22 protein-coding genes are annotated in these 19,575 nt (G+C 67.7%); 8 read left to right on the top strand and 14 right to left on the bottom strand.

Annotation, left to right across the window (positions count from 1 at the left end):
• The first annotated feature begins 448 nt into the window (after positions 1-448).
• From VFZ09_RS33810 to VFZ09_RS33830, 5 genes are all read left to right on the top strand, one after another.
• Positions 449-4,621: an SIR2 family protein gene (locus VFZ09_RS33810; protein WP_329731856.1), complete on the top strand. Its 4,173-nt coding sequence runs from the start codon at positions 449-451 to the stop codon at positions 4,619-4,621.
• Positions 4,622-5,014: 393 nt separating this feature from the next.
• Positions 5,015-5,446, top strand: a complete 432-nt coding sequence (locus VFZ09_RS33815; RefSeq protein WP_329731857.1) for an HNH endonuclease signature motif containing protein — start codon at positions 5,015-5,017, stop codon at positions 5,444-5,446.
• The gene (locus VFZ09_RS33820; RefSeq protein ID WP_329731858.1) at positions 5,443-5,898 is read left to right on the top strand and encodes a DUF4265 domain-containing protein; all 456 of its coding nucleotides are present in this window, start codon (positions 5,443-5,445) and stop codon (positions 5,896-5,898) included. Before VFZ09_RS33815 ends, VFZ09_RS33820 begins: the two co-directional genes overlap by 4 nt.
• Before the next feature lie 87 nt (positions 5,899-5,985).
• A complete protein-coding gene (locus tag VFZ09_RS33825; protein ID WP_329731859.1) occupies positions 5,986-6,906 on the top strand; it encodes a DUF2381 family protein in 921 nt (306 codons plus the stop codon).
• Between the two features lie 42 nt (positions 6,907-6,948).
• On the top strand, positions 6,949-7,521 hold the full coding sequence (locus tag VFZ09_RS33830; protein WP_329731860.1) for a serine/threonine protein kinase: 573 nt from the start codon (positions 6,949-6,951) through the stop codon (positions 7,519-7,521).
• Here VFZ09_RS33830 and VFZ09_RS51765 read toward each other — a convergent pair.
• Genes VFZ09_RS51765 through VFZ09_RS33845 form a run of 3 tightly spaced genes read right to left on the bottom strand, consistent with a single transcriptional unit; the run spans position 7,463 to position 8,625 of the window.
• Entirely contained in the window at positions 7,463-7,978 is a 516-nt protein-coding gene (locus VFZ09_RS51765; protein ID WP_414640778.1) for an SMI1/KNR4 family protein, read from the bottom strand. The two genes, VFZ09_RS33830 and VFZ09_RS51765, sit on opposite strands and share 59 nt — an antisense overlap.
• An 18-nt stretch (positions 7,979-7,996) precedes the next feature.
• A complete protein-coding gene (locus VFZ09_RS33840; protein ID WP_329731862.1) occupies positions 7,997-8,218 on the bottom strand; it encodes a DUF1949 domain-containing protein in 222 nt (73 codons plus the stop codon).
• The gene (locus VFZ09_RS33845) at positions 8,215-8,625 is read right to left on the bottom strand and encodes an IMPACT family protein (protein WP_329731863.1); all 411 of its coding nucleotides are present in this window, start codon (positions 8,623-8,625) and stop codon (positions 8,215-8,217) included. Before VFZ09_RS33845 ends, VFZ09_RS33840 begins: the two co-directional genes overlap by 4 nt.
• Positions 8,626-9,061: 436 nt before the next feature.
• Here VFZ09_RS33845 and VFZ09_RS33850 point away from each other — a divergent pair, with 436 nt between their 5' ends.
• The gene (locus VFZ09_RS33850) at positions 9,062-9,508 is read left to right on the top strand and encodes a DUF6968 family protein (RefSeq protein ID WP_329731864.1); all 447 of its coding nucleotides are present in this window, start codon (positions 9,062-9,064) and stop codon (positions 9,506-9,508) included.
• A 23-nt stretch (positions 9,509-9,531) separates the two neighbouring features.
• Here the strand turns inward: VFZ09_RS33850 and VFZ09_RS33855 are convergent, their stop codons facing one another.
• The 8 genes from VFZ09_RS33855 to VFZ09_RS33890 all read right to left on the bottom strand — a co-directional run bounded on the left by VFZ09_RS33855 (position 9,532) and on the right by VFZ09_RS33890 (position 15,243).
• The gene (locus VFZ09_RS33855; RefSeq protein WP_329731865.1) at positions 9,532-10,506 is read right to left on the bottom strand and encodes an NADP-dependent oxidoreductase; all 975 of its coding nucleotides are present in this window, start codon (positions 10,504-10,506) and stop codon (positions 9,532-9,534) included.
• A 198-nt stretch (positions 10,507-10,704) separates the two neighbouring features.
• Positions 10,705-10,917 carry an addiction module protein gene (locus tag VFZ09_RS33860; RefSeq protein ID WP_329731866.1) on the bottom strand — a complete coding sequence of 71 codons (213 nt, stop codon included), beginning with the start codon at positions 10,915-10,917 and terminating at the stop codon, positions 10,705-10,707.
• A 104-nt stretch (positions 10,918-11,021) separates the two neighbouring features.
• Positions 11,022-12,812 (bottom strand): glycoside hydrolase family 15 protein, encoded by a 1,791-nt coding sequence (locus tag VFZ09_RS33865; protein ID WP_329731867.1) that lies wholly within the window; start codon positions 12,810-12,812, stop codon positions 11,022-11,024.
• Positions 12,813-12,857: 45 nt separating this feature from the next.
• Positions 12,858-13,340, bottom strand: a complete 483-nt coding sequence (locus VFZ09_RS33870; protein WP_329731868.1) for a hypothetical protein — start codon at positions 13,338-13,340, stop codon at positions 12,858-12,860.
• 97 nt (positions 13,341-13,437) lie between these two features.
• Positions 13,438-13,770: an SPW repeat protein gene (locus VFZ09_RS33875; RefSeq protein WP_329731869.1), complete on the bottom strand. Its 333-nt coding sequence runs from the start codon at positions 13,768-13,770 to the stop codon at positions 13,438-13,440.
• Positions 13,771-13,806: 36 nt separating this feature from the next.
• Positions 13,807-14,376: a hypothetical protein gene (locus VFZ09_RS33880; RefSeq protein WP_329731870.1), complete on the bottom strand. Its 570-nt coding sequence runs from the start codon at positions 14,374-14,376 to the stop codon at positions 13,807-13,809.
• A gap of 91 nt (positions 14,377-14,467) precedes the next feature.
• Positions 14,468-14,962, bottom strand: a complete 495-nt coding sequence (locus tag VFZ09_RS33885) for a type II TA system antitoxin MqsA family protein (protein WP_329731871.1) — start codon at positions 14,960-14,962, stop codon at positions 14,468-14,470.
• Positions 14,959-15,243, bottom strand: coding sequence for a DUF4258 domain-containing protein (locus VFZ09_RS33890; RefSeq protein ID WP_329731872.1), 285 nt, complete (start codon positions 15,241-15,243; stop codon positions 14,959-14,961). Before VFZ09_RS33890 ends, VFZ09_RS33885 begins: the two co-directional genes overlap by 4 nt.
• Positions 15,244-15,495: 252 nt before the next feature.
• Between VFZ09_RS33890 and gor the strand changes: the two genes are divergently transcribed.
• A complete protein-coding gene (gene gor, locus VFZ09_RS33895; RefSeq protein WP_329731873.1) occupies positions 15,496-16,902 on the top strand; it encodes a glutathione-disulfide reductase in 1,407 nt (468 codons plus the stop codon).
• A gap of 90 nt (positions 16,903-16,992) precedes the next feature.
• Here gor and VFZ09_RS33900 read toward each other — a convergent pair whose 3' ends face one another.
• The 3 genes from VFZ09_RS33900 to VFZ09_RS33910 form a co-directional block, all read right to left on the bottom strand.
• On the bottom strand, positions 16,993-17,826 hold the full coding sequence (locus VFZ09_RS33900) for a hypothetical protein (protein WP_329731874.1): 834 nt from the start codon (positions 17,824-17,826) through the stop codon (positions 16,993-16,995).
• Between the two features lie 170 nt (positions 17,827-17,996).
• On the bottom strand, positions 17,997-18,632 hold the full coding sequence (locus VFZ09_RS33905) for a thioredoxin family protein (RefSeq protein WP_329731875.1): 636 nt from the start codon (positions 18,630-18,632) through the stop codon (positions 17,997-17,999).
• Positions 18,633-18,753: 121 nt separating this feature from the next.
• Positions 18,754-19,044 carry a hypothetical protein gene (locus tag VFZ09_RS33910; protein ID WP_329731876.1) on the bottom strand — a complete coding sequence of 97 codons (291 nt, stop codon included), beginning with the start codon at positions 19,042-19,044 and terminating at the stop codon, positions 18,754-18,756.
• A gap of 276 nt (positions 19,045-19,320) precedes the next feature.
• On the opposite strand from VFZ09_RS33910, the gene VFZ09_RS33915 reads away from it, so the two are divergent.
• A complete protein-coding gene (locus VFZ09_RS33915; RefSeq protein ID WP_329731877.1) occupies positions 19,321-19,545 on the top strand; it encodes a hypothetical protein in 225 nt (74 codons plus the stop codon).
• The last annotated feature ends 30 nt before the right edge of the window (positions 19,546-19,575 follow it).

Genomic DNA, 19,575 nt, shown 5'->3' on the forward strand with positions numbered 1-19,575 from the left:
TTGAGGCAGTCCTCATACGCTTCACGGCACGTGTTCTGGCAGTACGAATAATGGCCTGGGCCCCCACGCTCGATGAGATCGGGAGGCTTCCTCTTCCAGCATCGTCGGAAGCACTCGATCTGCTCTTTGTCGCAGTCCCTGGCGCGACGCGCGGTGAGTGCTATCGGGCCTGACTCCCTTGCCCGGACGAGCGCTTGAGCGAGCAGGGCCCGGTCGAGCTCCGATGCTTCCTGCCAGGTCACTGCCTGCGCCTCATCCGAGGCATCTCGAATGATCAGGAGCCGGTCCTGGGTAGGTACGACACGCTCGGAGGGGACAGGGCGCGGAGTACTGCACGCCAGGAGGATGAGGGGCAGGAGCACGCAGGCACCTGCCCGGATGCGGCGGGGCATCATCGAGGGGATCTCACGAAGCTGAGGGGGGCGCTCTGGTAGCATGCCGGTCGGGCATGGCAAGCGACATCATCGACTTCCAGTCGGAGCGGGGGCGCCACGAGGAGTTGCTCGGGCGAGAGGACGTGATGACCGAGCTGGAGGCGCTCCTGCTGGGCGGTCCCTCGCGCGGGTGGGTGCTGGTCAAGGGCGGGCCGGGGATGGGCAAGAGCGCGCTGCTGACCGAGTGGTTGAAGCGGCGCGAGGGCGCGGGGCGGCCGGTGCCGCCGCACCATTTCCTGCGGCGCGGCGTGGAGGACTGGGACCGGCCCGAGGTGGTCAAGCGCAACCTGGCCGCACAGGTGGAGCGGCTCTACCCCGAGTGGGCTGAGCCAGACGCACGGCCCGAGTCGCGCCTGCTGGAGTTGTTGCAGCGGGTTTCGGACAAGATACTGAAGCCACGCTATGAGCGGTTGGTCCTGGTGGTGGATGGCCTCGACGAGGTCGAGGGCGAGTCAGACGGCTCCAACCCGCTGCCGCGTTTCCTGCCGCACGTGTTGCCGCCTGGCGTGAAGGTGCTGTGTGCTTCGCGGCCCACGTACCCATACCTGAGCTGGCTGGAGGGATTGGAGGGAGTTCGCACCCTCGACCTGGATGGCGAGCGATGGGCGGGCTCGAACAAGAACGTGGTGCGCCAGTTCTGGGCGCACGCGGCATCCCGCTTCGTGCCGCCGGTGAAGCCGGCCTTCGTCAGCGAGGTCGTGCAGCGGGCCGAAGGCAACGTGCTCTACGCCGTGAAGCTGGCGGAGTGGTTGCTGGATCAACCCGTGGAGAAACGGCGGGCCGAGCTGCTGCCACGAGGATTGGAAGCGCTGCTCGAGGAAAGCTGGGCGCGAATTCAGAGGTTGCCCGGTGAGCTTCGCAAGGTTGCTCTCGAGGGGTTGGGGGTGGTGGCCGTGGCCCGCGAGGCGCTGCCCTTGTCGGTCGTGGCGGCAGTGGCCTCCTGGAAGGAGTTGGAGGACGGTGAGCGATTCCTGCGCGCGGCACGCTCGTTCCTCCTCGAGGAGCCGGGACATTCGGGGCGCGAGAAGGTCTGGCGGCCCTTCCATGAATCCTTCCGGAACTTCATCCTGTCGAAACTCGGCGACGAGCGGGAGCGGGAGGAGCACCGGCGTGTGGCGGAGCAGTTGTGCCGTTGGCCGGTGGAGACCGCGGACCGGGACTTCCGTTGGAGCTATGCCTTGCGCCATGGTGTGACGCACTGGCTGAAGGCCGGGGCGGGGGCGAGGGCACGCAGTCTCTACACGGATCTGGGCTACCTCGAGGCGAAGTGCCGGCTCGCGGGTGTATTCGCGGTCGAGGAAGACCTGCGCAGTGGCGCGGAGTGGGGGACTCCCCAGGAGAGGGAGTGTCCGTTGGCGCTCCATCGCGCCATCCAGGCCGAGTCCCATGGATTGAGGAAGGTTCCGGAGGCACTGGCCCTGGTCGTCTACAATCGGCTGCGCTCCTTCGGGTGGACGGCCGCGAGGTTGGAAGAGACGCTGCACTTCCCCGAGGGGCTCCCTGCACTCCGTTTGCGGCATCCTGTTCGGGCCGGGAGCAGTGAACGCACCCTGGAGGGACATCGAGGTTGGGTGAGAGGGTGCGCGGTGACGCCGGATGGGCGGCGCGTGGTGTCGGCATCGGACGACAAGACGCTGAAGGTGTGGGACGTGGAGACGGGACAGGAACTGGCAACCCTGAGGGGCCACGAGGGGTGGGTGATGGGGTGCGTGGTGACGCCGGATGGGCGGCGCGTGGTGTCCGCGTCCGAGGACAAGACGCTGAAGGTGTGGGACGTGGAGACCGGGCAGGAGCTGGTCACCTCGAGGGGCCACGAGGCCGCGGTCAACGGCTGCGTGGTGATGCCGGATGGGCGGCACATGGTGTCGGCATCCGATGACGAGTCACTGAAAGTCTGGGAGGTGGATACAGGGAAGGAACTGGCAACCCTGAGAGGCCATGTCGGTGGGGTGATGGGCTGCGCGGTGATGCCGGATGGACGACGTGTGGTCTCGGCCTCCTACGATAAGACGTTGAAGGTGTGGGATTGGGTCACGGGGAAGGAGTTGCTCTCCCTGGAAGGGCACACGGGCGGGGTGCGTGGGTGCGCAGTGCTGCCGGACGGGCGGTGCGTGGTGTCGGCGTCCAACGACGGAACGCTGAAAATCTGGGACGTGGAGACGCGCCGGGAACTGGCGACGTTGACGGGCCATGAGGGGTGGGTGAGGTGCTGCGCGGTGTTGCCAGACGGGCCACGTGTGGTGTCGGCGTCCGAGGATGGGACGCTGAAAATCTGGGATGTGGAGACACGCCGAGAGCTTTTCGCCCTGAAAGGTCACGGGGGTTGCGTCGGGGCCTGCACGGTGACGCCGGAGGGGCGGCGCGTGGTGTCCGCATCCGAGGATGGGACGCTGAAGATCTGGGACGTGGAGGCAGGACGGGAGCCATCCACTCCCAGGGGTCATTCGGGATGGGTGAATGGCTGCGCGATGACGCCGGACGGGCGGCACGTGGTGTCCGCGTCCGAGGACAAGACGCTGAAGGTGTGGGACCTCACAACGGGGCAAGAGGTGCGCACCCTGGAAGGTCACCGCGGGGTGGTGAGTTGCTGCGCGATGATGCCGGATGGGCGGCGTGTGGTGTCCGCGTCCGATGATGGGACGTTGAAGATCTGGGAGGTGGAAACAGGTCGCGAACTGCTCACCCTCGAGGGCGATGGGGATTGGCAGATGGGCTGCGCGGGGATTTCTCGTGGGCGTGTTGTCGCCGCATCCGCCAATCGGACGCTGCGGATCTGGGAGGTGGAAACAGGTCGGAAGCTGGCGACCCTGAAGGGCCATCAGGGTGGGGTTCGGAGTTGTGCGGTAACGCCGGGTGGGCGGCATGTGGTGTCGGCGTCCAATGACAAGACGCTGAAGATCTGGGACGTGGAGACGGGACGGGAAGTCGCTATCTTGAGGGGGCATGGGGGCTGGGTGATGGGCTGCGCGGTGACGCCGGATGGGCGGCGCGTGGTGTCGGCGTCCGAGGATGGGACGCTGAAGATCTGGCACGTGGAGACATGGCGAGAGCTGGCAACCCTGAGGGGGCACGAAGGGTGGGTGAGCGGCTGCGCAGTCACGCCAGACGGACGGCGGGTGGTGTCGGCGTCCTACGACAAGACCTTGAAGGTGTGGGACATCGACTCGGGTCGGTGCCTCTCCACGCTCTTCGGTGCGGGTGCCTTCCTCTCTGTCGCGGCCACGTCCGATGTCGTTTGTGCGGGCGACGTTCTTGGGAACGTCTGGATTCTCGAAATGGAGTCGGCTGTTGCCAGGGGGATCCCGACCCTCATGAACACGCCAGCGTCTGGATCCACCATGAGTGTCCCCTTCCCGAAGCCCGTTCTCGAGGCCTACCGCTCTCAATCGCTCGCCTTCTTCATCGGCTCCGGCCTCTCGCTCGGCCGCGACGTCAAGGGCAACTTCCCCACGTGGGCGCAACTCCCCCACCGGTTGCTCGATGTCTGTGCGCGTCTGGACTCGCTCGACGCGCAGGTCATCCAGACCCGGCGCGGTCTGTTCACGGGACGCATGCGTCTCGAGCTCATGCTCGCGGACCTGGGCTCCCTGCGCGCTGCCCTCGACCGCGACTACCAGAAGGCGCTCAACGACATCTTCCGCCCCGCGGACGCGGCACCCGGGGCGGCGCATCAGGCCGTGGCCCGGCTGGGGGTCCGCGCGATCCTGACCACGAACTACGACCCGCTCCTCGAACGGCTCCAGGAGGCGCGGCACAGGCAGCCGTATACGTGGAAGGAATCGGACCTGGCGCTCAATGACCTGGAGTCCGGACGCCATGTCCTGCTCAAGGTCCATGGGACGGCGGAGCGTTTCGACACCGTGGTGATGACCGAGAGCGAGTACAGGGATGTCCGCTCCAATCCGTCCTACCGGGCGGTCCTGGGCCATCTGCTCCAGGGATACACGTTCCTGTTCATCGGCTACGGGATGAACGACCCGCTCGACCTGGACCTCGTGCTGAAGTGGAACGCGGAGGCATTCAAGTCCGCGGCCCGCCGCCACTACGCGCTCCTGAAGGACCCGAGCGACACCGACCGCGACCGCTACGAGCGCGAGTACAACATCCGGGTCATTCCCTACAACGACCACGCGCAGCTCCCGGCCATCCTGGAGGAACTCCAGCGCGGCACCGCCGGTCAGCCCTGAGCCGGGTCTGATGGGTGCTCAGGACAGTGCGCGGTGGAGGAGAACGGCGAGGAGACAGAAGGGATAGGCCAACAGGCAGCTGTACAAGACCTGCAAGGGGGTCAGCTTCCTGTTGTCGATCTCTCCGCGAGTCGGGCCCTGTCGATCTCTCTGCCTCAAGAGCCAACCGAGCCCGAAGGCCACGAGTCCCGAGATGATCCATCCAGTCATGCCCGCATCATCCGTGGGCCGCTGGCCTTCCTCAACCGCCAGTGATGGCACGACCTGACGCCGTCACTCTCCGGGGTCGAGCACTTGCTTGTGCGAGCTGGTTCTCCATGACAGCTCTGCTACGTTGGGGCGGACCTCTGAAATCCGGGCTTTCTCCCCACTTCACACACAAGGTCCACAACCATGTTCCCGCTCTGCCTTCTTCTCGCTGCGTTCGTGATTCCATCTCCCATGGAATCGGGCATTGCGGTCACCGCACTCTCCGTGGATGCGGACCATTCCACCGAACCCTCGGGTCTTGTCAGTGGGGAGGGGGTGCTCGCAGGCAGTAGCAGAGCGGGGAAGGCTTTCACCAAGAAGCAGAAGCAGACCGTCAAGCAGAAGAATGCCGAGGCGCACGGGGGCTCGAACCACTGTGAGAATTGTGAGGTCGAGACAGTAGCGGGCAAGAAACACGAGAAGGGAGTGACCCCGCCGCGGAATGAGACCCAGGTCGACCACAAGACGCCCAAGGTCAAGGGCGGCGCTGGCGACGTGGACAATGCCCAGGTTCTCTGTCGGAACTGCAACCTCAAGAAGGGGAGCAAGGAGCCACAGAAGGAGGAAACGCCGTGACCTCATCCAGCGCGGATGGGCGGGTCAAGATCGTCTTCAAGCTGGAGAAGGATGAAGACGACTACCCTCCCTTGGACTACGAGGGCTTGTGGGCTCTCCCCGTCGGAGAGGGGCTGTTCCAGATCGACAATGTCCCCTTCTTCGCCAGGGGCATTGCCCATGGCGACATCGTTTCCGCTGCACCCGAGCAGCGGGAGCTTCGTTTCCGGGAGGTCGTGCGCCCCTCGGGCCATAGCACCCTTCGCCTCATCATCTACGACGAGAAGGACATTCCTTCCGTCAGGGCGCTGCTCCAGGAGATGGGTTGCTCCATCGAGCAGAGCCACATCCCGGGGCTGATCTCCGTGGACGTTCCCCCGACCGTCTCCCTGGCGGTGTTGAGGACGGCCCTGGACGAAGGTGAGGCCCAGGAGCGATGGGGTTACGAAGAGGCCTGTCTCGCCTCGACCTGACCCCATGGGCTCAGGGGGGGGGCTATTTCGTGAGTCGGGTCCATGGGGCTACCTTCGAAGTGGTGCATGGAATAGAACGCACCGGGCATGCATCCCCGCGCTCTCGCCCTGTCCAACGCTGCTGTCGTGCTTCTGGCCCTCCTGCTGCCGCGTGTCACGCTGGCGGAGCCCTCGCCGTGGCGCCCCATCGTCCTCTCCGAGCTTCCTCCGGGTCACATGGCCGAGCTGCGGATCTCCGCTGGCGTCCCCATCGTGGTGCGCTTCGAGTCCGAGCTCGACCCGGCGGGGACGCGGCTCCGGGAGAAAGGCCCCTCTCCCTTCGAGTCGCTGGACGTCTCCGGCCGGCTGTTGCTGCTCCACCCCTCGGCCAGCGCATGGCTCTGGCCTCGTATGCACCTCCAGGTCCGGCGGATGGACGGCACGGGCCTGACCCTCGTGCTCGTCCCCAGCCCTCCCGCCCTGGCGGATGTGCAGGTGGACGTCTTCCTCCACCCGTTCTCACCCGGGGCGCTGCGGGTTGCTCTGGAGAAGGTGAGCGCCGAGCATGAGGCGCTGAAGCTCCAGTACGCTTCGTCCCAGGACGAGCTCGCGCGTTATCGCGACGACGAGTTCAATGTCGATGTCGCCATCGCGGTGCTGCTGCTCGACGACGAAGCTTCCTCCCATCTGGTGAAGGACAAAGCCCTCGAGGTGAAGAACGCGGATGTGCGGGCACTCGCCTGGTTCGTGCGTCTCGCCGGTCGCTCGGCCTACGTCTTCTTCGTGATGAACCGCCACCGCACGGAGAGCTGGACTCTGGGGCAGGGAGCGATTCTCAACGACAGGACCCGGGAGTCGCTCCCCGTCATCGTCCGTGCCCGTCCATCCGTCATCCCACCCGGCGGAAGTGGGCGTGTCGTGCTCGTCACCCGGACACCGCCTTCCGCGAGCAAGGCACGCTATGAAGTCCAACTCCAGGGGCCGGGTGATCCCAGATGGCAGCTTTGCTACTATGGGGCGCAGCTCTGAGCTCCGCGCTCGCATTTCATTCCCCAACAGAGGTCCATGGACATGTCCCCGAGGAGAAGTCTCCACCTGCCCGCACTGGGCGCCCTGGCGGTTCTCTTCACCGCCTGCTCCGGTGTCCGCTTGCGGCCCGATGGAACCCCCGAGCCCCAGGACTGCCCACGGGAGGCCCTCGACGCCATGGCCCGGCTGGGAATCCATCCCAAGGACTCCCTCACGGTGCTCGTGGATGAGCGGTGGGGCGAGCGCGGCGTGACGCGGCTGGAGGAGGGTCCTGTCGTCGGCTACCTGGACTCGTCCCATGAGCAGCTTCCCGAGAGGACCCGGCTGTTCGGGCAGGTCTGGACGGCGGGAGAGATGGTCACCGTGTGGTATTACGAGGCCGAGGTTCCCGGGGGGAGCCGGATGCCCTTCTGTGCCGAGGTCGACGACAGCGGTGGGCAGGTGAAGGATCCGTCATCTCCCCGAGGCGTGGCCATCATCCAGGACAATGTCGCCAACGCGAAGGTGGTCGCGCGTTACGGCGAGATTGACCCTTCCCGGCCGAAGGGCCGGTTGTTCATCTATGGGGACGTCGACGAGTTGCCGCCGGATGTGCGTGATTCGTTGAAGAAGTGAGGCCGCGGCTCAAGCCTCGCTGCTGTAGAGGCTCCGCAGGAAGAGCGTGAAGTGGGCTGCAATCGGGAGGAGGTCGGCCTCCACCGTCATGAGGACGATTCCCGGCTCGCCCGGTGCGTCCCGGTAATCGAAGCAGAGGTACTCCCCCCCCGGGCGTGGTGGCGAAGGGGTACACCCCCTCGGGCAGGAGGGGCTCGAGCTGCTCGTGGATGCTGAGGGCGCAGTACGTGCTGCCCCACCGGGGGACGGTGCCGGGTGTGAGCAGTGGGCCCATCGAATCGCTGCCTCGGCCCACCTGGAAGGTGGACGGGATGGGAACCCTGCCCTGGTGGGTCGCGATGACCTGCTTGTAGGCCTCTGGCAGCACGACGCCCCAGCGCTGCTCGAGCCGTGCGATGTCCCGCGGGGTTGCCGGAAGGGGCTCCTGCCACAGGTAATTCTTCCAGCGGACGCTCATCGGTGCTCCCCTCCCCAGTCACTCCCCGGGGTCGAGCACTTCCATCAGGGCCTGCCCGTTGGTCAGGTCGAGCAGTGCGGTCTGGAAGGACTGCACGCGGGTGACGGGGAGCAGGAGCTGGTAGCCCACGGTGGCGGCGTACTCCTCGGAGACGGCTTCCGCCTCGTGGGCCGGGAGCATCCGGCGGAAGCCGTCGACGCTCGCGTACTCGATTTCGACGAAGAGGCGGGCCTTGCTCACGCGCTCGGTGGTGGGCAGGTGCTCGAGCCCCTGCTGGACGCAGCCGGTATAGGCCCGCACCAGCCCGCCCTTGCCCAGGAGCGTTCCGCCGAAGAGCGGGTGACGACGACGGCCACGTCTCCCACGTTGCCGTGGAGCAGTGCCGTCAGCATCGGCCGGCCCGCGGTCCCGTGCGGCTCGCCGTCATCGCTCATCCCCGCCATGCCCGTGGAGCCGGGCGGGCCTACCACGTACGCCCAGCAGTTGTGGTTGGCGTCGGGGAACTCCTCGCGGACGCGGGCGATGAACGCCTTGGCCTCCTCCACCGTGGGCGCGGGGGCCACCGTGGTGATGAAGCGGCTGCGCTCGAGCTCCTGCTCCACCCGGTGGAGGCGTGCCGGTATGGGGTAACGCGAGTTCTTCGGCATGGACCCACTCTCTCGGGTTAGCTTGGGCCATCAAGGACGCGCCATGACCTGGACACGCACTCTCGTGCTCATTACGGCCTGCACTCTGCCAGGATTCGAACTGCCAGCAGAGTCCGCATGGCCCCTGGTTTCACTCCTCGCCTCAGGCCCAGGGAAAAGAGGGCCTCGCAAGCCACCAGGAAAGAAGGAGGAGAAGCCGAAACGGCCGGTGAATCTGAGCCGGTGCCTCGATTCTTGTGCCGCAGGTGGCGTGGTCTTCATCAGCTTCTGCAATGACATCGAGAAACCCGCGATACGTGCCGTTTGCTTCTCGAAGGCCAATGAGAGCGAGCAACAGTGTCGGGGCTTTTGTTCCAACTACTTCGGGAGCTGAGAGGTTGACGCCATGCCCACGGTGACTCGACTGATGCGGGGGACCCGGCCTTCTGGGCCCATCATGGCGGAGCGCCGGTTCGAGAGCGCGGATGGCTCTGGCCAGCGTGCCTCCATTCGCGTCCGTGCACCCGCCAGGGATTCTCAGACCGGTAACTACAAGTGCACCGTGGAGTGGGTCCACTCAGGCGAGAAGGAGCTGTTCGAACTCTGGGGGATCGACTCGATGCAGGCGCTGCAACTCGCCCTCCGAGCCGCTGGAGACCTGGTGAACGGGGGGGAGGAGGCACTCCGGTGGGAGGGAAGCGATGAGGGCTACCTGGGGTTTCCCAGGACGTACCCGGAGTTTCTTCCCCAGGCGCTCCTGCGGAAGCTGGAGCGGATGATCGACCGGGAGATCGCCGCCCATACGCGCAAGAGCGAAGCGGAGCGCAAGCGGCGGCAGCGCGAACAGGCGCGGGGCCGAGCCGCACGGAAAAAGCCCGGCCCTGGCCGGGCGAAGATGCCATAGCGCCAGGGCCGTCTGTTCCCAGCTCAGTGGATCCGCAGGGTCAGTTTGCCCAGGTGGTGCTGGAGCACCTCCTTCTGGGCCCGGGCGGCCTCCTCCATCGCGTACACGTGGCCGATCTCCAGGTGGAACGGCCCCGCTTCGATGAGCTCGTTGAGCCGCTCGAGCGCCTTCTGACCCGGGATGCCGTCATAGGCGATGACCTCGACGCCCCCGGAGCCCCGCGGCGGTGGCTCCACGCCGTTCGGGTGGGCGATGCGGCCGCCCTGGCGCACGTGTTTCAGCGCGCTCAGGCATTTGTCATTGCACGCCAGCACCAGCGCCGCGTCGAGCCCGTCCGGGGCGAAGTCGCGGCAGGCCTTCTCCACGTCCCCGTGGTGCCCCTCGACGACCGCCTCCGCGCCGAGCCGGCGGGCCAGCTCCACGCCGTCCTCGCCCGAGGCCACCGCCAGCACCCGCGCTCCCAGCCGCCGGGCGAGCTGCAGCGCGATGTGTCCCACTCCCCCGCTGGCGCCGAAGACGAGCAGGCGTTGTCCCGTCTGGAGCCGCAAGGTGTCCTCGAGCCCTTGCAGGGCGGTGATGCCATCCGCCGCCAGTGCCGCCGCCTGCTCCACCTTCATTCCCCGGGGAATCCGCGCCGCGTGCTTCTCCTTCGCCACGGCGAATTCCGCGTAGAAGCCTCCCTTGGGGCTCAGGAAGGCGGCGGCGTAGACGCGCTCCCCCACCTGGAAGCGCCGCACGTTCTTCCCCACGGCCACCACCTCGCCCGCGCCGTCGGTGCCGGGCACGTAGGGGAAGTGGGGCTTGCCTTGCATCATCCCCACCATCTCCCCTTCCCGCTCCAGGGGATCCCAGATGCCCACCCCCGCCGCCTCGACGCGGATGAGGATTTCATCGTCTCCGCAGTCGGGCACGGGCACCGTCTTGATGCCGAGCACCTCCGGGCCGCCGAAGCGATCCAGCGCCGCGGCCTTCATCTTCTCGGGAATGGAGGGGGCCATGGTGTGACTCCTTGTGGGTGAAGCGTGGGTGAAGCCGGTTCACGCGGAGGATGGGCACTCCCCGGAGTCCTGTCAGGGCTCGGCCCGCCGCACGAGGGGCAAGGGCTATACCCGTGAGCGCCTGGCCGTGCGGTTCACACCATCGGGCCGCGTCCGTGATGTCGGCCTGGGCGGGCTTCCGGATCTCCAGCGAGCGTTTCACAGGGAGTCGAGAATGCGTGCCTTGACCACATCCCAGGACTCACCTGCCTCGGTGTTCGCATCCAACTCGGCCAGCCGCTGCTCGAGCTCCGCCAGTTGTTCCTCGGAGGTCGTCACCTGCTCGGGGTGCGCGGCGACACTGTCCCACAGGTCTTCGGCCAGCTGGATGCGCTCGGCCACGCTCAAGTGCAGGAGATCGGAGACGGTCATACGCGCCATGGTCCCAATGTAGCGCCGACCCTCACCGGGGCACCACCTGAAGCAGGCTCCCGAGTGCGCTCCTATACTCCTGCCAGGCAGACCTCTTCCCAGCCCTATGCCCGCGGGCGCTCGGTGATGGGGCAGCTCGGGGAGGTGAGGTTCTGCGCGGTGTTGATGAGGGCCACGTGGCTGAAGGCCTGGGGGAAGTTGCCCAGCTGCCGCTTCGTGCGCGGGTCGTACTCCTCGGCGAGCAGCCCCACGTCGTTGCACAGCGACAGCAGCCGCTCGAAGAGGGCTTGCGCCTCGTCCAGCCGGCACAGCAGCGTGAGCGCGTCCGCCAGCCAGAAGGAGCACGCCAGGAATGTCCCCTCGCCCGGCGGCAGTCCGTCCTCCGAGCGGCGCGTGTCATAGCGGCGCACCAGCCCGCCCTCGCTCAGCTCGCGCTGGATGGTGTCCACCGTGCCCACCACGCGCGGGTCCGACGGCGGCAGGAAGCCGAGCTGCGGAATGAGCAGCAGCGCCGCGTCCAACTCCCGGCTGCCATAGGCCTGGACGAAGCTGCCCCGCCCCGCGTCATAGCCGCGCTCGCACACCTGGGCGTGGATGCGCGCGCGCAGGGCCCTCCAGCGCTCCACCGGCCCGGGCAGGCCGTACTGCTCGACGGTCTTGATGGCCCGGTCCACCGCCACCCACGCCATCACCTTCGAGTAGGTGAAGTGCTGGGGCGGGCCGCGCACCTCCCAGATGCCCTCGTCGGGGCGCTCCCAGTTGGACTCGAGGAAGTCGAGCAGGTGGCGCTTGAGGTTCCACGACTCCTCGCGCGCGGGCACCCCCGAGCGCCGGGCCATGTGCAGGCAGTCGAGCACCTCGCCGAAGACGTCGAGCTGGAACTGGCACACGGCCGCGTTGCCCAGGCGCACGGGGCTCGCGCCCTGGTAGCCGGAGAGCCAGGGCAGCTCCTGCTCCATGAGGCGGCGCTCGCCGGCGACGCCATACATGATTTGAAGCTCATCGGGCTCGCCGGCCACGGCGCGCAGGAGCCAGTCGCGCCAGGCGCTGGCCTCCTCGCGGTAGCCGGCGTCCAGCAGGGCGAGCAGCGTGAAGGTGGCATCGCGCAGCCAGCAGTAGCGGTAGTCCCAGTTGCGCACGCCGCCGAGGGCCTCGGGCAGCGAGGTGGTGGGCGCGGCGACGATGCCGCCCGTGGGCGAGTAGGTGAGGGCCTTGAGGACGATGAGCGAGCGCAGCACCTGCTCGCGCCAGGGGCCGTCATGGGTGCAGTGCGAGGACCACTCGCGCCACCACGCCTCCGTGTTCTCCACGGCGGTGGCCGGGTCGATGCAGGTGGGGACGGGCTCGTGCGAGGGGTACCAGGTGAGGAGGAAGCGGGCGCACTGGCCGGCGGAGAGGGAGAAGCCGGCGCGGAGGGTGGAGCCCTCCAGGCGCGGGGGCACGTCGGAGCAGAGGATGAGGGCATCGGGCCCGGCCATGGCGCAGAAGCGGCCGTCGAGGGAGTGGACCCAGGGCGTGCGGCTGCCGTAGCCGAAGCGGATGGCGAGCACCATGTGGACGGAGACGTGGCCCTTCAGGCACAGCACCTCGCGCACCAGGTCCGGCTCGCGGCCGCGCGGGGGCATGCAGTCGACGACGCGCAGGGTGCCGGTGTCCGTCTCGAAGTCCGTCTCGAGGATGAGGGTGCCGGGGCGGTAGCGGCGTTGGACGCGGCGGATGCCTCCCGAGGGGGCGAGCAGCCAGCGCCCATGCTGCTCGGAGCCCAGGAGGGCGGCGAAGCAGGCATCGGCGTCGAAGCGTGGCAGGCACAGCCAGTCGATGGAGCCATCCTTCCCGACGAGGGCGGCGCTCTGGGTGTCACCGATGAGGGCGTAGTCTTCGATGCGCAGGGGCATTGCCTTCCAAGGTAGGGATGCCCCCCGGAAAACACCCGGCTCCGCTCACTCGAACTGGGAGACGACGGTGAAGGGGAGGCTCTTGGGCAGGGTGATGGCGGTGGGGGTGGTGCCGGCCTCGGCGTAGACGCCGCCGGGCGCCGAGGCGCCGAGCACGAGGCACACGGGGTGGCTCTCTCCATCGGGCAGGCTCGCCTGGGTGTAGCGCACCTGGACCTTGCCGGTGTCCATCCACAGCGTGCCCGAGACGAGCGTGCCCGCGGGCAGGTCTCCCACGGCGCTCTCCAGGCGGCTCGTCACCTGGCCCTGGCGGTAGACGCCGTAGTCGTTGGGGCCTCCGGGCTGGGAGGCCTCGAGCTGCAGGGCGCCCTGCTGGCCGGGCTCCAGGCGCAGCTTCTTCATGAGCTCCACGGTGCCGGGGGCGCAGGTGAGCGGGGGCGCGGCCGTCTTCTGCTGGCCGAGCGTGACACACGCGGTGAGGGCGAGGGTGCTCGCCGCGATGAGGCAGGGCTTCAGGAAGGGGTGCATGGGGTGCTCCTCCGGTGGCGGGGAGTCCATGCAGTACACCCGTGCCGGGCCGTGCCGGGGGAGCGTGTCGTGCGGCCGTCTGGCAATGGACGATGCGTCAGGGGGTGACGGGCCTGCGATGAGGCGTCCAGTCGCGGTGGTCCCAGACGAGCGACAGGGCGGTGACGAGCAGGCCCACGATGACGTCGTTGAGGGTGGCGGCGCGGTAGCCGCCGAAGCCCAGCAGGAAGGGCGAGACGATGAGCCACACGCCGAGCAGGGTGTTGGCGTAGCGCAGCCTGGGAATGGCGATGGCCGCGAGGGCCAGCAGCATGACACCCAGCCCCACGCACAGGTCATTCAGCTGGGCTTCCTGGAGCCGGTAATCGAGTACGAAAGGCGCGGACACCAGCCAGAAGCCCAGGATGACGTTCAACCAGCGAGCCCACATTCGCCGCTCCTCCGGACACTTGAAACGTTGACGGGTTCAAGTTGGGGAGAGGGGGGCGCCGGGTGCAACGGGGAGCCATCCCTCGGAAGGCGGGCGTGCACGCGCGAGCACGTCCGCCTGCCTGTGCGGGAGCGCGGACGCGGTGACGAGGCCGAAGAGCAGGGCTTGAAGGGCGAGCCACCGGCGCTCGGCGGGAGACCAGGTGCGCGGGGGCGGAGTGACGCGCAGGAGCGGAAAGGAGAGCCGCTCGAAGAGCCACACGCCGCCGCCGAGCAGGAGGCCATGGAGGGGCACGGGGGCCAGGGGCCGGAGCCAGACACCGAGCACCCCGAGCGTGGGCCCGTAGAGCCAGCGCATGGCGAGTCCCCACCGTTGGGCTTCACGGGGACGCAGCCGGACGCCGAGCCACGCGCGAGCGGCTCGTCTGGCGATGTGGCTCACCGAGTAGGGAGGCGGATGCCCGAGCCGCGAGTCGCGGAGGGGCTCGGAAACAGTGAGGGCCAGGGTGCCAAGCACGCCCGCGCCGAGCCCTCGCTTCCAGGTGTGCTGCCCGTGCTCATGCCCATCCACTGCCAGCCTGGCTGCCTGCCTCGAGAGCACTTCCATCTACCGACCCCCGGCGGTGCACCGCCCGTACGCTGGAGGTGGGCATGCACCGGATGGTGGACAAGCGGGCCTCGGTCAGTGCCCTGCTGCTCTACGCTGCCGCGGCTTCTTCGGCCTTCCAGTGGGCCCGCGAATCGCGGAGCTTCATGCGCAGGGGAACGGCTTCTCCCTGGGCAATCTCCGCCAGCATCTCGAGCGGATACTCGGCGATGGGAGCGCGAACGAAGACCATCAGCCGGAGTGCCCGCTCCGCGACGGGGCTCATCTGCTTCTTGCCGGTCTCCCACCGCGAGACGGTCTCGGGCGTGACATCCAGGACCTCGGCGAAGTCGGCACCGGAGAAGCCCAGATATTTGCGTAGGGCCCTGACTTCTTTCGGGGTGAGGCGGGTCTTCTTGGACGCCACCTCCTGGGCGATGAGCCGGTGCAACTCATCGAGGCGCGGAATATCGACTTCGTACTCACCGCACTCGCGGCAGCGGCGGACCTCCACGTTCATGAGTGTCACGGTGTCCAGGCCACACTCGTCGTAGAGGTAGTTTTCCCGGCCACTCTTCATCTGGGCACCGCAGCGCTCACACCTCATTTCTTCTTTCTCCAAGCCGTGACGATCTTCAGCTTGGACTCGGACACGAAGGCAACCACCACGGCCATCCGCTCGGTGTGGACTCTGTACCGCCACGTGCCGTTCTCCAACTCCGCCTCCTCCAGGATCTTTCCGGCACGCAGCACGTTCCTGACGTCGAACATGTCCAGGTCGTCCTTGGCCAGCTCTTCCTTGGCGTGCCGGGAGGACTCGATGACCCCCGTGGCACAGATCTCCTGGATGCGCTTCCTGGCTTCGTTGCGGTTGAACGGCTCCTTCATGAGGAGAACGGTAGGTTGCTCTCCTGTCCGGGTCAAGCCTTGACCTTATATCAAGTTATGTAACTCGTGGGTTGCTGTCAAGCACCCCAGAGGAAGGAATCATCCTGCTCAGTTCGAATCTTGCGGAACGTTGGTTTTTCGCCGGAAAGCTGAAGGTAAAATGGGCGAGCCGATTCACGCGGGCGCATCTCGGGTTATCCCTCACCCCAACCCTCTCCCAGGAGGAGAGGGGGCATACACGGAGGACACGCGATGCCCCAGTACGACTTCGACTTGTTCACGATTGGCGCGGGCTCGGGCGGGGTGGCGGCGAGCCGCAGGGCGGGCTCGTATGGCGCGCGCGTGGCCATCTGCGAGGACAACCGCATCGGTGGCACGTGTGTGCACCGGGGCTGCGTGCCCAAGAAGCTGCTCGTCTACGGTGCCCACTTCCACGCGGAGTTCGAGGACGCGGCCGGCTATGGCTGGTCGGTCTCGGAGCCCGGTTTCGACTGGAAGAAGCTCCAGGCGGCGAAGGACAAGGAATTGGAGCGGCTCGACGGCGTCTACCGGCGGCTGTTGAAGGACTCGGGAGTCCAACTCATCGAGGGCCGGGGCCGGGTGGTGGACGGGCACACGGTGGAGGTGGATGGCCAGCGCTACACGGCGGAGCGCATCCTGGTGGCGACGGGCTCGCATCCCTTCCTTCCCGAGGTGCCGGGCATCGAGCACGCCCTCTCCTCGGACGGCGCGCTGGGACTGACGGAGCTGCCGAAGCGGCTGGCGATCGTGGGAGGGGGCTACATCGGGGTGGAGTTCGCGGGCATCTTCAACGCACTGGGGGCGAAGGTGATGATGCTCATCCGGGGCGACACGGTGCTGCGCGGCTTCGACGACGACATCCGGGCGATGCTCACGCAGGAGATGCGCAAGAAGGGCATCGACATCCGGCCCGAGACGTTCATCCGGGACATCGAGAAGCGGGCGGACGGGACGTTGAGCCTGCTGACGCGGATGGGGGACACGCTCGAGGTGGACGCGGTGTTGTACGCGACGGGGCGGGTGCCGAACACGAAGGGGCTGGGGTTGGGCGAGGTGGGAGTGCGGCTGGACGAGCGGGGGGCGGTGGAGGTGGACGAGTGGTCGCGCACGAGCGTGGAGAGCATCTACGCGGTGGGGGACGTGACGGACCGCATCAACCTCACGCCGGTGGCGATCGCCGAGGGCCGGGCGTTGGCGGAGACTGTCTTCCACGACAACCCGACGAAGATGGACCACACGGGGGTGGCGTCGGCGGTGTTCAGCCAGCCGCCGGTGGGGACGGTGGGGTGTACGGAGCTCGAGGCGCGGGAGCGTTACGGCAAGGTGGACGTATACGTGTCCAACTTCCGGCCGATGAAGCACACGCTGAGCGGGCGGGACGAGCGGACGATGATGAAGGTCATCGTCGAGCGCGAGGGTGGGCGGGTGTTGGGCTTCCACATGGTGGGAGCGGACGCGCCGGAGATCATCCAGGGGATGGCGGTGGCGTTGAAGTGTGGGGTGACGAAGAAGCAGTTGGACTCGACGGTGGGAATCCACCCGACGGCGGCGGAGGAGTTCGTGACGATGAGGGACAAGCGTCCGGACCCGGTGGAGTCGGCGGCGAAGGACCTGGGCCACGAAGCCCATCAAGGCTGAAAAGCCAGCCACACAGAACCCCGGGAGACACCGTGCCCCCCACCCTCTCCCTCTGGGAGAGGGAAAGGGTGAGGGTCTGCACCACCGTGCTCAATTCCCGCCGAAGGTGGAGCCCGCGGTCACCTGGAGGATGCCCGGATACGTGAGCTGTCCATGGTGTCCGATGATGTGCTGGTACACGGGCACCCGGAGGTTCAACCCGAGCCGCACGGCGCCCACGGGATACGCCAGTCCCGCGCCAGCGAGGACATCGGTGCGGCCGAGGTTGCCATCCTGTTGGACGAGCCCATCCCAGCGTTCGGGCTGCTCGTTGACGACATCGGCGCTGACCGAGAAGCGCAGCGCACCGATGACAGGCCCCTCGGCGGAGACCCCGGCGGCGAAGCGGCTGCCGCTCTGATATCCGAACCGGTTCTCCGCGAGGGACAGCTGTGCCTGGCCATAGACGCGAGCGCCCCAGTTCCCCCAGGAGCGCGAGGCCTCCAGGCCGAGCAACGGCTGCACGGTGCCCGTACCGAACTGCACATGCTGATGCGGCAGCCCCCGGGCACCCAGGGCGAACGGATTCTCCACCGTATTTCCCAGCGGAACCGTCACCCCGAGCCGCGCGGCCAGGCCCACGTCCCCGAGCCGCCACGCATGGCGCCCCAGCACCCACGGATCTCCGAGACCGAACAGCGTCTCATCGCGGTGGTGGATGTTCTCGTAGTCGAGCGTCAGGGGCGTGCCCTCGAGCGTGGTGAAGCGCACGGTGGTGGCGCTCAGGCGCAGGGGCAGCTGCACCTCCACGCCGAGGGCATCGGTGATGCCGTGCTCCAGCGTGGCGCGCAGCTCGGCGATGGTGAAGTGCTGGTCATGGAGCTGCGGAGGCTCGTCCCGCACCTGGCAGATGGGGCCGATGTCCGGGCACTCGGAGGGATGCACCACATGGACGGACGTGGCGAGCGTGGACAGGGAGACGCCGGTTTCTCCGGCGCGAAGGGTGGACAGGGAATCCCTCCCGACCGGGAGGTTGGGATTGCTTCAACCCGCGCAGGCGGCGGCGCGGTTGGGAATGGCGAGCCCCAGCAGGCCCACGGCGACGGGCACCCATCTCATCGCGCACCCGCCTCGGCCAGGGCGGCATCCAGCGCGGCGGGGTCGAACCCCTTCACGGCGCGCACGAGCTTCCCGTCCTTCCCATACACGAGGAGGTACGGAAGGTTCTCCACCTGCGCGAGGTGGCGCTTCGCGACGGGCGAGTCCCACGAGACGACATTGAGCTTGCGGTAGGCGATGTCCCCGCGCGTGTTGAGCAGGGGGAACATGTGGGCATCCACCTTGCGGCAGGGGGGGCACCAGTCGGCATAGAAGTCGAAGACGGTGACCTTGCCGGGCACGGCGTGGGGGGCGAGCTCGGGCACGTCCTCGCCCTCGTGGGACAGCTTCACCAGGTCCGCGCCGGGGGCGAGCACGGGCAGCGGCTCGAAGGACAGGTCCGGGTGGCAGGTGAAGCACTGGGACTCGGGGACGCCGTGCTCGCCGCACCAGTCCTTGGCGGCCTGGAAGCGCGGGGCGAGCTCGGGGTGGCAGCGGGTGCAGTTCTCCTGGGGGACGCGGTGCTCGCAGAAGGCGGCGTCCTGGGAGGAGGCGACGCTCAGCGAGCTGAGGTTGCCGTGGGGCGTGGAGGTGGTGGCGCATCCGGCGGCCGCGAGGCCACCCAGGACGCACAGGGTCTTCAAGAAACGCATGGTCTGCTCCTCCGCGAGGGCTTGGGGCCCGGGCGGAAAGGAATGGGACGGACGGACTCCGAGGCGCTAAACCCCCGGAAACCCGAACCCAGAAATAAAAGAACAAAGGGGAAGTTGAATTTCAGGCACGGGGAGGCTGGAATACGTCACGCGCGTGCAACCGGAGGGGCGGAGGAAGGGGTTCCGTCCATCCATCCGGCACGTCTTGCAGCCAGGCCGGTGGGAGCGAGGGAGCTTCCACGGGCAGGGGGGACACCATGCGGCCACAGGGACAAGCCAGGCACGAGGCGGGGCACGGAGTGGTGCTCTCGCGGCAGTCGTCGCAGGACGTGTCCTCCGCCGCGCGCGCGGCCGTCGCGCCCAGCAGCAGGGCGAGGGCGAGCGCGAGCAGGGTGGACAGGGCGCGGCGCATGGCAGGCGTCCACACGTATCGTCATCCGCGGGGGGCGGCAAGCCCCGCGCCGGGAACATCCCATCGGGTCAGGTTGTCCGCTCTTCGAGCGTCCCTGGCCGCGTCTTCGCCAGGCAATCGGTGGGTCTCCGTCTCTGTGACAGAGGGGGCGTGTTGAATGCGTCCGTCTGTCGGACCCCCCGTGTCGGGGGCCACGCCAGAAAGGGGGGGAGCCTCATGAAGGACAGCAGGAGTGGAATGTTGCAATCCTCAGGGATTGAGGATACCGTGCCAGCCATGGAGTCCTGGAAGCAGGACGGGGGTGAGATGATGGAGCTCACGCTGTGCTACTTCCAGGTGGAGGGCTCGCGGCTGGACGAGGGCTGCGAGGACGGGCTGTCGCTCTCGCGCCGCTCGGTGCTCACCGAGAAGCTCCTCCCGGCCCGTTGGACGCCGGTGCGCCGCAAGCGGGCCCGGCGGGGGCTCGCCCAGGACTCGGCCTTCGCGTCCCTGCCCGTCTGACCGGTTTCCGTCACGAGGGGGCAACCTCAA

Source organism: Archangium sp., from assembly GCF_036277355.1.
Lineage (GTDB): Bacteria > Myxococcota > Myxococcia > Myxococcales > Myxococcaceae > Archangium.

Coding starts and splice junctions, on each gene's coding strand:
- VFZ09_RS33855 (WP_329731865.1), bottom strand. CDS start 10,506: ATGGCCCCCTCCATTCCCGAGAAGATGAAGGCCGCGGCGCTGGATCGC.
- VFZ09_RS33860 (WP_329731866.1), bottom strand. CDS start 10,917: ATGACCGTCTCCGATCTCCTGCACTTGAGCGTGGCCGAGCGCATCCAG.
- VFZ09_RS33910 (WP_329731876.1), bottom strand. CDS start 19,044: ATGCGCCGCGCCCTGTCCACCCTGCTCGCGCTCGCCCTCGCCCTGCTG.
- VFZ09_RS51765 (WP_414640778.1), bottom strand. CDS start 7,978: ATGAGCGTCCGCTGGAAGAATTACCTGTGGCAGGAGCCCCTTCCGGCA.
- VFZ09_RS33845 (WP_329731863.1), bottom strand. CDS start 8,625: ATGCCGAAGAACTCGCGTTACCCCATACCGGCACGCCTCCACCGGGTG.
- VFZ09_RS33825 (WP_329731859.1), top strand. CDS start 5,986: ATGCATCCCCGCGCTCTCGCCCTGTCCAACGCTGCTGTCGTGCTTCTG.
- VFZ09_RS33890 (WP_329731872.1), bottom strand. CDS start 15,243: ATGAAGGAGCCGTTCAACCGCAACGAAGCCAGGAAGCGCATCCAGGAG.
- VFZ09_RS33880 (WP_329731870.1), bottom strand. CDS start 14,376: ATGGAAGTGCTCTCGAGGCAGGCAGCCAGGCTGGCAGTGGATGGGCAT.
- VFZ09_RS33870 (WP_329731868.1), bottom strand. CDS start 13,340: ATGCACCCCTTCCTGAAGCCCTGCCTCATCGCGGCGAGCACCCTCGCC.
- VFZ09_RS33830 (WP_329731860.1), top strand. CDS start 6,949: ATGTCCCCGAGGAGAAGTCTCCACCTGCCCGCACTGGGCGCCCTGGCG.
- VFZ09_RS33875 (WP_329731869.1), bottom strand. CDS start 13,770: ATGTGGGCTCGCTGGTTGAACGTCATCCTGGGCTTCTGGCTGGTGTCC.
- VFZ09_RS33905 (WP_329731875.1), bottom strand. CDS start 18,632: ATGCGTTTCTTGAAGACCCTGTGCGTCCTGGGTGGCCTCGCGGCCGCC.
- VFZ09_RS33915 (WP_329731877.1), top strand. CDS start 19,321: ATGGAGTCCTGGAAGCAGGACGGGGGTGAGATGATGGAGCTCACGCTG.
- VFZ09_RS33810 (WP_329731856.1), top strand. CDS start 449: ATGGCAAGCGACATCATCGACTTCCAGTCGGAGCGGGGGCGCCACGAG.
- VFZ09_RS33815 (WP_329731857.1), top strand. CDS start 5,015: ATGTTCCCGCTCTGCCTTCTTCTCGCTGCGTTCGTGATTCCATCTCCC.
- gor (WP_329731873.1), top strand. CDS start 15,496: ATGCCCCAGTACGACTTCGACTTGTTCACGATTGGCGCGGGCTCGGGC.
- VFZ09_RS33850 (WP_329731864.1), top strand. CDS start 9,062: ATGGCGGAGCGCCGGTTCGAGAGCGCGGATGGCTCTGGCCAGCGTGCC.
- VFZ09_RS33885 (WP_329731871.1), bottom strand. CDS start 14,962: ATGAGGTGTGAGCGCTGCGGTGCCCAGATGAAGAGTGGCCGGGAAAAC.
- VFZ09_RS33865 (WP_329731867.1), bottom strand. CDS start 12,812: ATGCCCCTGCGCATCGAAGACTACGCCCTCATCGGTGACACCCAGAGC.